A 14,329-nucleotide genomic window follows, 5' to 3' on the forward strand; every position below is an offset into this window, starting at 1 on the left:
TCAAACGAATTCACTGTGATACCCATTTCACTTCGTTACTTAAAAGCAACGACATGAAGAGTATCGTAGTGTTCGCCTGCCTTGATATTTGGTGACTTGTCACCACATCAGCAAGCGCCCACATGAATTACCTGATCAAATTGTTAAAGAGCTGTTTTCGCTGCGTTGCGCCTGACACCGTGTGTGAGAGCAACTAACCTAGGCTACCATTGACTTGGCTTGCCTCAGCGAGGAAGGCGTATTCTACGCATTTCCTGGTGATTGTCAAGGGCGTTGTTTTCGCTGTTGAATCACTCCAACTGGAAACAAGCTAACCGCTTGATAACCCGAGGCTTTTACACCTCATTCACCGCTGGTAACGCTTGGCGTCCCCGGCAGCGGATGCGTACTTTACGGATTCGCTTACGATAGTGCAAGCGAAAAAAGCATAGAATATAAAAAAGCGGCAGAAAGTTTCCTTTCTGCCGCAAACCACCGATCAGAACACCTGATCAGAGAGTGCTCTTAGCAACTCAGCTAATGCTTAAATCTCAAAGCCCAGGCCGAAATCATCGCTGGATAGCGCCATTAAACTGGAGGCTCCGGCTTGAATCATTTGTGCATGCGCTTTAGTACGCGGCAGTAGCCGCTGGTAATAAAAACGGGCGGTGTTCACTTTGGCGCTATAAAACGCTTTCTCTTCGCCCTCAAGCGACAGTGAGGCTTGCTTGGCCGCGCGGGCAAACAGATAGGCCAACGTGACGTAACCCGAGTACATCAGATAATCAACGCTCGCCGCACCTACCTCTTCGCGATCTTGCATCGCCTTCATCCCAATACCCATGGTCAACTCCCCCCACTCAGCATTGAGCTTGGCAAGCGGACCAACGAACTCTTTGAGCGCAGGGTTATCAGCCTCGGCTTTACAGAACTTATGGATCTCCTTGGTGAAGACTTTAAGCGACTCTCCCTGGCTCATCAGCACTTTACGGCCCAACAAATCCAGCGCCTGAATACCTGTAGTACCTTCATACAAGCGGGTAATACGCGAGTCGCGCACCAGTTGCTCCATGCCCCACTCTTTAATGAAGCCATGACCACCAAATATCTGAACCCCTTCGTTAGTGCTTTCAAAACCAACTTCGGTTAGAAACGCTTTAACAATAGGGGTGAGCAGGCCCAGCAAGGTTTCAGCGTGATCCCGCTCTTCTCCCGGCTGGCCATGCTCAACCACATCGAGCATTTGCGCAGCATAAAGCACCAGCATCCGGCCGCCTTCAGCAAACGCCTTCTGGGTCAGCAGCATGCGACGCACATCGGGGTGAACGATAATCGGATCAGCGGGCTTTTCAGGCGCCTGCTTACCCGACAGGCTACGCATCTGCAAACGATCTCGGGCGTAGCTCAACGAGTTCTGGAAGCTCGCCTCGATCAGGCCAAGCCCCTGAATACCCACGCCCAGACGGGCAGCGTTCATCATGGTGAACATGCATGCCAAGCCCTTGTTGGGCGGTCCGACCAGATAGCCAGTGGCGCCATCAAAATTCATCACGCAGGTCGCGTTACCGTGAATACCCATCTTGTGCTCAAGCGAACCACAGCTAACGCCATTGCGCTCACCTACATTGCCTTGTGAGTCAGGCATGAACTTGGGCACCACGAACAAAGAAATGCCTTTGGAGCCTTCCGGCGCATCAGGTAGTTTGGCCAGTACCAGATGAATAATATTCTCGGCCAGATCGTGATCTCCGGCGGAAATAAAGATCTTGGTACCCGTAATGGCGTAAGCATCGCCTTCAGCAGGCACCGCACGCGTCTTGATCAAGCCAAGGTCCGTACCACAATGAGGCTCGGTCAAGCACATGGTGCCCGTCCACACGCCTTCTACCAGCTTAGTGAGATAGGTCGCTTTTTGCTGATCAGTACCATGGTGACGCAGCGCATCGGCCGCGCCATGGGAAAGCCCCGGGTACATCCCCCACGCCAGGTTGGTCGCGCAGATCATTTCTGACAGCAACATCGCAAGCGACGGCGGCAGACCCTGCCCACCATTGGCAGGATCGGCAGCCAAGCTTGGCCAACCACCTTCTACATACTGCTGATACGCTTCTTTAAAGCCTTTAGGCGCCTTGACTTCACCGCCTTCCAACCGACAGCCTTCTTCATCACCGCTTTGATTGATCGGCAGCAGTACGTCGCGAGCGAAGCGCGCCCCCTCCTCTAGAATGGCGCTAACAACATCCGGTGAAGCATCGTCACCGCCAGGAAGGCGTGAATAGTGGGTAGGGTAATCAAGCATTTCGTCCATCACGAAACGCATATCACGAATGGGGGCCTGGTAACTGGGCATCGCACGTCTCCTAAAACAAGGGGATTAAAAGCCGATCATAAAAGTAAAAAACCGGCTTTCAAACACATGTTTGAAAATTAGCGCGAGCATGCGGTAGAGTCAAGCAGCCGCATGAATTTAGTCGCCAAAATCGCTGCAACTTTAGTAGCCCTTGGTTACTTCAGGGTAGAAAGCAAAAAGGCTCACTAGCGGAAAGCCAGCAAGCCTTTGGCCTATTTCTTCAGCAATTATTGCATCCGAATACCACCATCCAGCCTAATCACCTCACCATTAAGCATTGGATTGGTAATAATTTGCTCGGCTAGTTGAGCAAATTCCTCCGGCTTGCCTAACCGCTTGGGAAACGGCACCGCCGCAGCCAATGCGTTAGCGGCCTCATCAGGAATTTCACTCATCATCGGCGTTTCAAATACACCTGGTGCAATAGCCATGACACGAATCGCATGCCGAGATAGCTCACGGGCGGCAGGAAGGCTCATCCCGACAACCCCCGCTTTAGAGGCACTGTAAGCGCACTGCCCGACCTGCCCGTCAAAAGCGGCAATGGAGGCCGTATTGATGATTACCCCACGTTCGCCGCTATCAGCGGGAACGTTTTTAGCCATTGCTGCAGCGGCAAGGCGCATCACGTTAAAGGTGCCGATCAAATTGATCTGGACCGTCTTGGCGTAAGCATCCAAATTGGCGGGGTTGCCCTCCCGATCAATCAATTTGCCCACGCTAACCACGCCGGCACAATGAACCACCCCCGAGAGGCCTCGTTCGCCACCCAACGCTACGGCAGCGTCCACCGCCTCTTGCATCTGCTCGGCGCAAGTGATGTCGGCGAGATGCGCTTTAGCATATTCGCCTAACTGCTCAGCATGAGCCTTGAGGCTATCGTTCAAATCACACAAGACGACACGCGCGCCGGAAGCCACTAAACGCTCTGCAGTGGCTGCCCCTAATCCTGAGGCGGCTCCGGTAATTAAAAAAGCACTGTCCTTAACCTGCATAACGGCATTCTCTCTGGTGGTTATGTCTGGCTTCTATAGAGGGTTGCTATATTGATGTTTGTTCACGCTTAGCGGTGTTGTTATGCCCAGCGATTACATTTAATCGCCAGAAGCGGCATTTTCTGCTGCTTGAGCGCGTAACTTGAAGCGCTGGATTTTTCCGCTTGGCGTCTTAGGCAGTTCGTCAACAAATTCAATAAGGCGCGGATAAGCGTGGGTTGAAAGACGCTCGCGCACTCGCTGACGTATCTCCTCCGCGAGCCCCTCACTTGCTTCAAAGCCATCACGCAAAACGATGTAAGATTTAATGACTTCGCCTCGAATGTCATCGGGTTGCCCTACCGCCGCCGACTCAGCAACCGCCGGATGCGTCATTACACTATTCTCTACATCGGTAGGGCCTACTCGATAACCCGCCGTGGTAATAATATCGTCGTCCCGTCCAGCAAACTGAAACGTCCCGTCTTCGTTGCGAATCACCACATCGCCCGTTAAGTAATATCCCTCTACAAATGGATTTTTCTCTTGCCAAGTGTAGCCCTGGAAGAAATGCGCCGGTGAGTTCTTGATATCTACCGCCAGCACACCAGGCTCGCCAGCGGGCAATTCATGGTACTCCGCATCTAAAATTGCCAAGCGATAGCCAGGCATGGGCACCCCCATCGCTCCAACATGTTTCAAATGATCGAGCGCATGGTGGTTGTTACAGGTCATGCCGGTTTCAGTTTGACCGTAGTGATCCATCACCGAGCAGCCAAGTGACTTCTCTACCCAATTGACCACTTCGGTATTTAACGGCTCGCCCGCAGAGCTAGCAGCACGTAGTGCCAGCGTTTGATGGGCGTCATCAAACAAGCCTGACGCTTTCATCAGGCGGTAAGCGGTCGGCGCAGCGGCAAAGTTAGTAATATTATGGCGCTTCATAAACCCAAGCGCCCCTTCGGCACTAAAACCAGCCTCACAAAAATGCGTAGTCACACCAAGTAGCAAAGGTCCAGTAATCGCATAGTAAAGGCCATAGGCCCAGCCAGGGTCAGCCATATTCCAGAAACGATCGTCTTTACGAAGATCGACAGCTAACTCCATATAGAGAGCAAAAGCGGTCATGCCCGCCAGCGGCACGGCAACGCCTTTAGGTTTCCCAACAGTACCTGAGGTGAACATTTGCAAGAACGGCGCATCAGGCGAAAGTCTCGGCGGCTTATCGCCCGTTGACGTATGCGTCAACGCTGCCTGCCAATCATGATCATCAGCATGCTCACTAGTGGCGCCACCCACCGCCAACAACGGTGGACACTGGCTTAGCCCATCAAACTTATAGCGATTGTCATGATCGGTGATTACTAGTTTGGTGTCTGCTCGACCTAGGCGATAATCTACCGCATCGGGGCCGAAGGCGGTAAACAGCGGCTGATACACCGCACCGATTCGCCAAGTAGCCAGTACCGCAATGAGCAATTGGGGTGATCGCGGCAGCATGCAGGCAATTCGATCACCGCTGGTTAGCCCTTGCGCTTGAAACCATCCTGCCAACGCCGCGCTGTACTCATCTAGTTCGCTATAAGTCAGGGTGTGCACGTCGCCGTTAAGGTCTTCTTGAATCAGTGCTAGGTCATTGCCACGCCCGGCGCGCACATGGCGACCGCAGCATGCTTCATAGGCATTTAGCAAGCCGTCTTGATGATCATCCAAGCGTGCGATCGCACTATCGATAGAAAAATTATCAAGGTAATCCTGATAGGCAGGTAGTGAGGTTGATGTCGCTGTCATGATGGCTCTCTTATGTTGTTGGTAGTGAGCACGGGCAATTGAAGCAAGGTACGTAACGCCATTACAATCAGCCGTTGACGTTAACGGAAACCTTTAGATAACAGCAACGCTAAAAGTAATTACCGAAGAGAGCAAGTACTCTCATCGATTAGCAGATTAGACGTTGGTCGGGACTGCTGGGCGGGACCTATGTCAGAGAGGATCACAAAGGGGTATTACCACAAGACGACCACAAGCATTATTCAAGGTGATGACGGCATGATCATGGCCACCAGCTCATCGGCGAGGTCATCAGGCGAGCGTGGACCTTCTGGGTCATACCAGCGTACGGTCCAGTTCAGCGCACCAAGCACAAAGCGTGAGACAAGAAAGCGATCACCATGGATCAAACCGGCTTCAAGTGCATCATCAATAACAGCCACCCATAGCGCTTCATAAGCATCACGTAAATGACTCAGATGGGCACTTGCTGCGGGATCAAGCCGTCGCCACTCAAACAATGCCACCACATGGGCATTACGATCGGCAAACAGGGTTTCAAGATGCGCTCGCGCCATGGTGCGCAGGCGTAACTCAGGGTCAGCGGCACACGAATTGAGGGCGTTACGTGCAATCGACAACGCATTTTGGGTGCCATCTTCAATGACCGCAGCGAGAATTTCCTGCTTATCCCTAAAATGATGAAACAAGCTACCGGATTTAATGCCCATTTCTTGCGCCAGCATACGCACCGTGGTGCGATCAAAGCCCTCTTGGACGAATAGCTGAGCGGCAAGGCGCGTCAATTCCTTGCGGCGAGGAGATGCATTCATTACATTCATGTTATTCACACTAGCGCTTGCTTGGTTACTCAGGAGAGAACCACAGCACCGCCTACGGGTCAACGTATCACCCACCCCTCAGCATGATAATCACAATAAATTTAAAGGAGAGTCATCGTGAGCAATCCTAACGATATCGTTTTTTTAGCCGCCAAACGCACCCCGATGGGCGGCATGATGGGTAGCCTTGCAAGCCTATCGGCACCTGAGCTCGGCGCCATCGCTATCAAAGCCGCCATCGACGAGGCAGGCATTGATCCGGCTATGATCAACGAAGGCATCATGGGCTGCGTACTCCCCGCCGGTGCCAAGCAGGGCCCGGCCCGCCAGGCAATGCGGTTAGCCGGCATACCCGATGCAAATGGCGCCACCACCATCAATAAACTGTGTGGGTCGGGTATGAAAGCGACCATGCTGGCCCATGATGTCATTAAAGCAGGCAGCGGCGAAATTTTGCTGGCAGGCGGCATGGAGTCCATGTCTAACGCTCCCCACCTGCTTACCAAGGCTCGCGCTGGGTACCGACTAGGCCATGGTGAACTAAAAGATCATATGTTTTTGGATGGACTAGAAGACGCCGAAACGGGCAAGCTAATGGGTGTCTTTGCCCAGGACGTTGCGTCCCAGCGCAGCTACACGCGTGAGCGGCTGGATGATTTTGCGATTGCCTCATTAGAGCGCGCCATGGACGCCTCCAATGCAGGTCATTTAGCTGCCGAGATGGCACCTGTGTCAGTGACGTCTCGCCAGGGGGAAACGCTAGTCGAACACGATGAGCAGCCCTTCCAAGCCAAGCTTGAAAAAATCCGCCAACTACGCCCCGCTTTTGCCAAAGAGGGGACCATCACAGCCGCCAATGCCAGCTCAATTTCCGACGGCGCATCAGCGTTAATTTTGGCAAGCCAAGAGGCAGCCGATCGACATGGCATCAAGCCTCTGGCGCGCATGCTGGGTCACGCCACCCATTCACGCCACCCAAGCGAATTCACTATCGCCCCCGTCGGTGCGATTGAAAAGCTGTTGAAAAAATTGGATTGGGGCGTGGGTGATGTCGATCTATTTGAAATCAACGAGGCATTCGCGGTAGTGACATTGATGGCCATGGATGACCTGGGCTTACCCCATGACAAAGTTAACGTCTATGGCGGTGCCTGCGCTCAAGGGCACCCTATTGGCTCGACGGGGTCGCGCATTATCGCGACGTTAATTCACGCCTTGAGAACCAAAGGCGGCAAACGCGGTATCGCCAGTCTGTGTATCGGCGGCGGTGAGGCAACGGCGGTAGCGGTCGAGTTAATTGATTAACGTCGCCTCCATTACACCTAGCAAGGGTTATATAACCTTATAGTTGAATCACGGAAGATAGTTGAATCACGGAAAATAGTTGAATCACGGAGGCCGCTTCGGGCGGCCTCTCAATAGGTGAAGAAACGTATACCAATAGCCACCCCTATAAAAAAACCGGAGGCGCTAACCTTCGCCTCCGGAATCTTCGTATTTACTGAAATACCGCAATATCAACTAGCCAAAACGACCCGTAATGTAGTCATGGGTACGCTGATGCTGTGGATTGGTAAAGATCTGATCGGTGGTATCGACTTCTACCAAGTCCCCCAGGTGGAAAAAAGCCGTTCTATCGGCCACCCGGGCTGCCTGCTGCATGTTATGTGTCACCATCACGATAGTGTAGCTTTCGCTTAATTCATCGATTAGCTGTTCAACTTTTGCCGTGGCAATAGGATCCAGGGCTGAACATGGTTCATCCATCAGTATCACATCGGGACTCACCGCGACGGTCCTGGCGATGCACAAACGCTGCTGTTGGCCACCTGACAGCCCTGTACCCGGCTGATCTAGACGATCTTTTACTTCTTCCCATAACCCTGCGCGGCGTAAGCTGCTCTCAACAATATCATCCAATTCGGCCTTACGCTTGGCAAGCCCGTGAAGCCGGGGCCCGTAAGCAATGTTTTCATAGATCGACTTGGGGAACGGGTTGGGCTTTTGAAACACGATACCCACCTGGGCGCGCAGTAATACCACGTCACGATCAGGCGCATAGATATCGTTTTTATCCATCATGATTTTGCCTTCAACACGGCAATTATCGATGGTGTCATTCATACGGTTCAGGCAACGCAAAAATGTTGATTTACCGCAGCCCGAAGGACCGATAAAGGCCAACACTTCGTTTTCATAGACATTCAGGTCAATGCCGTTAATAGCCGGATTATCATCGTAAAATACCTTGACGTTCTCGGCGCTCATCTTGATTTTGTCTTTGGCTTTACTGGTTCGGCTCTCGCCACCACCCACGCTGACCATCGAAGATGTTTTCATAGGCTCTGCAGAAGTATTCACTTACCACCTCGTCTCGAATTTTTTGCGTAACCAGATTGCCAATGCGTTCAAGCTCAGCATTAGCCCTAACAATACGATGATGGCTGCTGACGTTCGGGCCTCAAAGAAATTACGCATTTCGTTGCCCTGCCAGAGATAAATCTGCACAGGGAGCGCAGTAGATTGCTCCATTGGCGACCCTGGCACGCTGGATACAAAGGCATTCATCCCAATGAGCAGTAACGGCGCTGTTTCACCCAGTGCTTGTGCAACCCCTAGTATAGAGCCGGTAAGGATCCCCGGTAACGCTAATGGCAATACATGGTGAAACACCGTTTGTACGCGTGATGCGCCAATCCCTAACGCCGCCTGGCGGATGGAGGGCGGAATTGAACGCAGCGAAGCACGTGTTGCGATGATGATGGTTGGCAAGGTCATCAGAGTTAATACCAGCCCCCCTACCAGCGGGGCCGACAAGGGTAGACCAAGATACCCAATAAAAATGGAGGCCCCCAACAAACCAAACACAATAGAGGGTACCGCTGCCAGGTTATTAATATTGATTTCAATAATGTCGGTAATACGATTTTGCGGCGCAAACTCCTCCAAATAGATAGCACTACACACCCCGATAGGAACCGATAGAGCTATCACCACTACCATCATGAACAGCGACCCCATGAACGCACCTGCCAACCCTGCTGATGCAGGCGAGCTACGCGAATCGGTGTTCAAAAAAAGTGAGGTACTAAACGAGTTGGTAATGACTCCTTCATCGTAAAGGCGATCGGCCCATTCACGTGCTTGGGCACTAAGCTGTAAACGGGCGGCATCTAGGCTGCGGTCGATGTTGCCTTTTAACCATACATCGACATCGGCAGAGGCGAGCAATTTAACCTCGACCGTTTCGCCCAGTAACGAAGGATTCTCTATAAATCGATTACGCAATTCGTAACGCTCATTAGACGTTACCAATGCTCGTAAATTGCGTAAATCACGGGGCTCAACGTCAACACCGAGTGCATCTTCAAGTGCGCTATCAATTAACAGTTGCCAATTAACCCTCCCCGCCTGGGTCATCCACTCAAGGTAGCGTTCTTCGAAGGCAAACTGGCTTTCATCACTGCCTCGCTGAGGCTTCTCTTCTAACTCAATAACCTCAGGATCAAAATACACGTCGGTAAAGATTGTTGCCTGCCAAAAGGCGGGGACACCCCGTATTAAGATACTGATAAATAGAATCGCTACCAGCGTCATCCCTATCAGGACAGCTGCCAACCCGGCACGGCGAAAAAGATTTTCTTTCCTGTGCCGTTTCGCCAGCGAATTCTCGATCGTTGTCAGGCGGTGCTGACGGCGCTGCTCAATCGTAATAGTGGACATGGTCGCTTACTCGTATTGCTGGCGATATTTACGCACCACAACCAGTGCGATGACGTTTAAACACAGAGTGATAACAAACAATGTAAGGCCGAGCGCAAACGCAACGAGTGACTGCGGGCTTGCGAAGTCCATATCCCCTGTTAGCTGGTTGACAATGGTCACAGTAATCGTTGAAACGGCTTCCAAGGGATTACCGTGCAGCACAGGATTATTACCTGCGGCCAGCACCACAATCATGGTTTCACCAATTGCTCGACTCGCCGCCAACAAGAATGCCCCGACAATACCCGGTAATGCGGCAGGCAAAACGACTTGGCGAATGGTTTCAGACTTGGTTGCCCCTAACCCTAATGCACCGTCACGCAGTGACTTGGGCACCTGGGTAATAATGTCATCAGAAAGCGACGACACAAACGGGATGATCATAATGCCCATTACCAATCCAGCGGTTAGCGCACTGGTCGCACGAATATTAATACCGACCAGATCACCTACGTTGGAGAGAAAAGGGCCAATCACGATCAGGGCGAAAAAGCCATACACGATGGTAGGGATACCCGCCAACACTTCGATAGCAGGCTTGGCAATACTGCGTAGCCAAGAGGGCGCATACTCCGCCATGTAGATAGCCGTCATCAAGCCAACAGGAATGGCTACCAGCAGTGCAATAGCACTGACCATGATGGTGCCCCACAACAATGGCAGTAACCCAAACTCACCCTGCCCACCACTACCTGAGGAGCTAAAGCGCGGATTCCAGGTAGTACCAAAGAAGAAATCAATCGGGTTAATAAAACTGAAAAACCTCAGCGCTTCGCCCAACATGGAAAGCACGATACCTATCGTCGTAAAAATGGCCACGGCTGAACAAGCAGCTAAAACCACGGTTACCACACGTTCGACATGATTACGAGCACGCCACTGCGGTGAAATATTTCGCCTTGCGTAGACCAGGCCCGCAACCGCCAAGACGGCCATCAGCGCAACCAAGCTGGCATTTTCAAATGTTTGTAAGCGCGCCATGTGGCTAGCGGCAGCTAATTCAATATCATTTCCACCACCGGCCACCCCGCGACCTTCCGCCAACGCAGAGACACGGCGTAGCAAAGTCTCGAGTTCACGCTCACTCATACTGGCGATAAGTTCGGGAGGCAACTGCTGAGTCACCAGCGTGTCGATAAGTTGGGGGGCCAGGAAAGACCATAATAAAAACAAGGCCAGTGCAGGAACCCCACACCATAAGGCAACCAGAACACCGTAGTAACCGGGACGCGAATGCATCCTAACATCGTGGTCTGCCGCAACCGCACGACTGCGCGTTAAACCCAAGTGGTAAGCTAAGGCCATGATCACGAGTAGTATGGCTATCAAGGCAATGTTGCTCATTATCTCTCCGGCTTTGATTCCCTACGTTTAAACGCCGGCATCAAGTCATTGATGCCGGCGTAGTAGCCATCCTAATTATTGCTATTAGGCGGCGTTGGCAGCCCTTATTACTCAGCGCTTACCACGGTGCGGGCCTGGAAATCTTCCAGTTCCTGTGCACGTTCTGCTTCATCCAGAGGAATCAAACCAGCGTCTTCCAACGGGCTACCGTAACCAGAAATCATCTCATCCAGGAAGAACTCGGTGTACTCAGCCAAGCCAGGAATAACGTCCAGGTGCTCGCCCTTCACGTAGAAGAACAGAGGACGTGAAACCGGGTACTCACCAGAACCGACGGTTTCAAGGCTAGGTGTTACGCCGCTCATGGTAGCTACTTGCAAACGGTCACGGTTCTGATCGTAGAAGCTCAGGCCAAATACACCCACAGCATCCTCTTGGGCATCAAGGCGAGCCAGTGTTTCAGTGTAGTCGCCTGCAATTTCAACGATACGACCATCGCCACGCAGGGTAATGCAGGCATCGCCTTCTACCGCTGAATCGCTTTCACAGCCAGCGTGAAGAACCTTCTCTTCAAACACTTCACGGGTACCGTGGTTGCCCGCTGGAATAACTAGTACGATTTCCTGGTCAGGCAGGTCGCTGTCAATTTCGCTCCAACGAGTATAGGGGTTATCAACCAGCTCACCATCCTGGGAAACCTGTGCAGCCGCCGCTTTAAAAACGTGCTCAGGCATCAACTCAAATGATCCGCTATCAATGCTTGAAGCGAATACGATACCGTCGTAGCCAAATTTTACTTCAAGAATGTCGTTGACGCCGGCTTCGTTACAGCTAGCTACTTCACTACTTTTAATGGCACGTGACGCGTTAGCGATATCGATGGTGTTTTCACCAACGCCTTGGCAGAACTGACGAAGCCCGCCGCTTGAACCACCAGAGCCTACTACAGGCGTGTTGAACTGAGAGTAAGTGTTGCCAAACTCTTCAGCGACGATACTAGAAAATGGAAGTACAGTTGAGGAACCTGCAATCTGGATCGTGTCGCGTGCCATTGCTACAGTGGAGACGCCCGCTGCCAGAGCCGCTACAACTGCAACACCTAACGTTTTCTTAGTCACTTTCATCGTCGTGTTCCCTTCTGTTTTAAAATCCGGCAAGCGCTGGCTCTCCGGAAGAGATGGCTGATTTGCTGGCCTTTCACAACGAGGAGTCTGCACACAAAGAGTTTCAGAAATATGACAGCTTGAGCGGATTACTCATTTTTTTGTGTTGCGCTACATTAATAGCCCAAGCGCTGCCAAGGTACACAGCGCAAGCGATGCCATTTGAAGCAGCCGCGTATCCAATCGATGGGCGACTGCATCCGCTACCGCGTTTCCAAGCAGAACAGCGGGCAGGAAGGTTAAGGCTAGCTTAAAGTGCCAAACACTTAATTGACCAGCCAGCGCGAGCGTTAACAGCGTCAATAGTGAGGTAAGAATAAAGAAAGCGGCCAGATTACCGCGCATGCGATCCGGTGGGAAACCATGCATTAAAAGCACGATAGGCGGACCACCTATCGCCGCTACCGTTCCGAACACACCCGACAGGACGCCTGCCATAAATAGCGTAAACCGGTTAACCGGAAGCTGAAAACGACATAGTGTGACCAGTACCGCAAACAGCACGATGACTGCGATTAATTTTTCAAGCATGACCATCGGCGCGGCCAATAACAGCCAGATACCGAGCGCGTTACCGGGTAGACGTCCAATCAACGCCACTCCAATGGTATCCAGCCGCACTTCATGCCAATAATGCCTGACCATCATTAGCGATATCGTGAATCCAAATAGCACAAGCACCACGGGCACTAAACGCGGCTCCAACATCAAAAGCAGAGGCGCCCCTATCACGGCTAGGCCAAACCCGGTCGCACGCTGCACGAAAGCGCCAAGCATTAGTACCGCTGAGCAAGCCAACCATACGCCGACAGGTAATTCGATCCACGCCAGAAAACTATCGATCAAGACGATTAGCCTTCGTCAGGACTCTTACGCCGACATTACCGACTAGCGCCGCTGACAACATCGTGAGCACCATGGGCCACAAATGCTCAACCTGAAAAAGACCCACCATTACTCCCGCCAATGCACCGCAGCTAAACTGGACGCCACCAAGAAGCGCGGTAGCCGTGGCACTGATATGGCCAAAATGGTCCAGCAACGAGGAGATCGCATTCGGGGTAATGAGTCCAATCATGCCGGTAAATAGCATAACCAGCGGCACGACTAGATATATCGACGCCACATTCAGTAGCGTGACGAGCACCAAGCCAAGCGCAGCAATCAACTGAACCGTTAGCCCGAAACGCAAATTCTGCTGCGGTGTCCGCTTGCGCAGCAAATGGATATTGACCCGGTTTGAGAGCGCAATGACCAGCACGTTGACACCAAAAACAAATGGATAGGTACTGGGCGATAACCCGAAATAATCAAGGTAGAGAAACGGCGAGGCGGTGACAAAGGCAAAAAGCCCAGCAAAGGACGCCGCTACCGCACAGATGTACCCCATCCCCTCACGGTGCTTGAGTACGCTTGCGTAGTTTCTTATGACTTGCCGTGGAGAGGCCGCGGGTAACGACATATCACGGGTTTCAGGCAGTCGAGTGCCCAGTAACCAAAGCAAAAACCCTGCATAGACGGCCAAGAAAACAAAAATCAACCACCAGCCCCCGATATATAGCAGCCCACTTCCTACCGCCGGGGCCACTAACGGCGCTAGCATCATAATCATCGCCATGGTCGACATCACTTTAGCAGCCTCACGTCCACTAAAGCAGTCACGTACTATCGCCGCCGAATTGACCACGCAGGCACCACCCCCTAGTGCCTGAACAAATCGCCATACCAATAACGTCGTCAAACTATCAGCGCTTGTGATTGCCAGACTTGCCAGCATAAATACGACCAATCCACAGAGCAGCACAGGCTTACGACCAACGCGGTCAGACAACGGGCCAAAACAGAGCTGGCCTAGTGCAAAGCCAAACAAGAACATGCTAATGGACAGTTCAGTATGGTGGATACTAGCGTTGATGCTATCGGCCATCACGCCAATGGCTGGCAAGTAGGCATCAATGGCAAAAGGAGCCAAGGCAGTATTGGCTGCCACCAATATCGCCACTTTGCGAGGATTCAAGCCCATGGGGGTCCTTGTTCTCAACAGACACTAAAACGTCATGAAAGGTAGGCGGCTAATCATACACCTAACGCGTATTACTCGCATCGCTCTCTCACAACTGAAACATTTCTTCCTTAAGCTTC

Annotated in this window: 11 protein-coding genes; 1 reads left to right on the top strand and 10 read right to left on the bottom strand. The window is 52.1% G+C overall.

The window, feature by feature from the left end:
* Nucleotides 1–523: 523 nt before the first annotated feature.
* From ACFFLD_RS02875 to ACFFLD_RS02890, 4 genes are all read right to left on the bottom strand, one after another.
* Nucleotides 524–2,329 (bottom strand): acyl-CoA dehydrogenase C-terminal domain-containing protein, encoded by a 1,806-nt coding sequence (locus ACFFLD_RS02875; RefSeq protein WP_386035331.1) that lies wholly within the window; start codon nt 2,327–2,329, stop codon nt 524–526.
* 227 nt (nt 2,330–2,556) lie between these two features.
* The gene (locus ACFFLD_RS02880; protein ID WP_386035334.1) at nt 2,557–3,324 is read right to left on the bottom strand and encodes an SDR family NAD(P)-dependent oxidoreductase; all 768 of its coding nucleotides are present in this window, start codon (nt 3,322–3,324) and stop codon (nt 2,557–2,559) included.
* A 99-nt stretch (nt 3,325–3,423) separates the two neighbouring features.
* Nucleotides 3,424–5,094: an AMP-binding protein gene (locus ACFFLD_RS02885; protein ID WP_386035337.1), complete on the bottom strand. Its 1,671-nt coding sequence runs from the start codon at nt 5,092–5,094 to the stop codon at nt 3,424–3,426.
* A gap of 242 nt (nt 5,095–5,336) precedes the next feature.
* A complete protein-coding gene (locus ACFFLD_RS02890; RefSeq protein ID WP_386035340.1) occupies nt 5,337–5,906 on the bottom strand; it encodes a TetR/AcrR family transcriptional regulator in 570 nt (189 codons plus the stop codon).
* A 126-nt stretch (nt 5,907–6,032) separates the two neighbouring features.
* Here ACFFLD_RS02890 and ACFFLD_RS02895 point away from each other — a divergent pair, with 126 nt between their 5' ends.
* Nucleotides 6,033–7,220 carry an acetyl-CoA C-acyltransferase gene (locus ACFFLD_RS02895; protein ID WP_386035343.1) on the top strand — a complete coding sequence of 396 codons (1,188 nt, stop codon included), beginning with the start codon at nt 6,033–6,035 and terminating at the stop codon, nt 7,218–7,220.
* Between the two features lie 216 nt (nt 7,221–7,436).
* Here ACFFLD_RS02895 and pstB read toward each other — a convergent pair whose 3' ends face one another.
* The 6 genes from pstB to ACFFLD_RS02925 all read right to left on the bottom strand — a co-directional run bounded on the left by pstB (nt 7,437) and on the right by ACFFLD_RS02925 (nt 14,210).
* Nucleotides 7,437–8,255, bottom strand: a complete 819-nt coding sequence (pstB, locus tag ACFFLD_RS02900; RefSeq protein WP_446753350.1) for a phosphate ABC transporter ATP-binding protein PstB — start codon at nt 8,253–8,255, stop codon at nt 7,437–7,439.
* A 21-nt stretch (nt 8,256–8,276) separates the two neighbouring features.
* Nucleotides 8,277–9,638 (bottom strand): phosphate ABC transporter permease PstA, encoded by a 1,362-nt coding sequence (gene pstA / locus ACFFLD_RS02905; RefSeq protein ID WP_386035346.1) that lies wholly within the window; start codon nt 9,636–9,638, stop codon nt 8,277–8,279.
* A 6-nt stretch (nt 9,639–9,644) separates the two neighbouring features.
* Entirely contained in the window at nt 9,645–11,024 is a 1,380-nt protein-coding gene (gene pstC / locus ACFFLD_RS02910; RefSeq protein ID WP_386035349.1) for a phosphate ABC transporter permease subunit PstC, read from the bottom strand.
* Between the two features lie 107 nt (nt 11,025–11,131).
* The gene (locus tag ACFFLD_RS02915; RefSeq protein WP_386035352.1) at nt 11,132–12,148 is read right to left on the bottom strand and encodes a substrate-binding domain-containing protein; all 1,017 of its coding nucleotides are present in this window, start codon (nt 12,146–12,148) and stop codon (nt 11,132–11,134) included.
* A 150-nt stretch (nt 12,149–12,298) separates the two neighbouring features.
* Nucleotides 12,299–13,030 (bottom strand): sulfite exporter TauE/SafE family protein, encoded by a 732-nt coding sequence (locus ACFFLD_RS02920; protein ID WP_386035680.1) that lies wholly within the window; start codon nt 13,028–13,030, stop codon nt 12,299–12,301.
* The gene (locus tag ACFFLD_RS02925) at nt 13,023–14,210 is read right to left on the bottom strand and encodes a multidrug effflux MFS transporter (protein WP_386035355.1); all 1,188 of its coding nucleotides are present in this window, start codon (nt 14,208–14,210) and stop codon (nt 13,023–13,025) included. The genes ACFFLD_RS02920 and ACFFLD_RS02925 overlap by 8 nt, the downstream gene beginning before the upstream one ends.
* Between the last annotated feature and the right edge of the window lie 119 nt (nt 14,211–14,329).

Source organism: Vreelandella sulfidaeris (assembly GCF_042429665.1).
Classification (GTDB): Bacteria; Pseudomonadota; Gammaproteobacteria; order Pseudomonadales; family Halomonadaceae; genus Vreelandella.

Excerpts from the sequence above, each read along its gene's own strand:
- ACFFLD_RS02885 (WP_386035337.1), bottom strand. The coding sequence starts at position 5,094 with ATGACAGCGACATCAACCTCACTACCTGCCTATCAGGATTACCTTGAT.
- ACFFLD_RS02880 (WP_386035334.1), bottom strand. The coding sequence starts at position 3,324 with ATGCAGGTTAAGGACAGTGCTTTTTTAATTACCGGAGCCGCCTCAGGA.
- pstB (WP_446753350.1), bottom strand. The coding sequence starts at position 8,255 with ATGAAAACATCTTCGATGGTCAGCGTGGGTGGTGGCGAGAGCCGAACC.
- pstC (WP_386035349.1), bottom strand. The coding sequence starts at position 11,024 with ATGAGCAACATTGCCTTGATAGCCATACTACTCGTGATCATGGCCTTA.
- ACFFLD_RS02915 (WP_386035352.1), bottom strand. The coding sequence starts at position 12,148 with ATGAAAGTGACTAAGAAAACGTTAGGTGTTGCAGTTGTAGCGGCTCTG.
- pstA (WP_386035346.1), bottom strand. The coding sequence starts at position 9,638 with ATGTCCACTATTACGATTGAGCAGCGCCGTCAGCACCGCCTGACAACG.
- ACFFLD_RS02925 (WP_386035355.1), bottom strand. The coding sequence starts at position 14,210 with ATGGGCTTGAATCCTCGCAAAGTGGCGATATTGGTGGCAGCCAATACT.
- ACFFLD_RS02890 (WP_386035340.1), bottom strand. The coding sequence starts at position 5,906 with ATGAATGCATCTCCTCGCCGCAAGGAATTGACGCGCCTTGCCGCTCAG.
- ACFFLD_RS02875 (WP_386035331.1), bottom strand. The coding sequence starts at position 2,329 with ATGCCCAGTTACCAGGCCCCCATTCGTGATATGCGTTTCGTGATGGAC.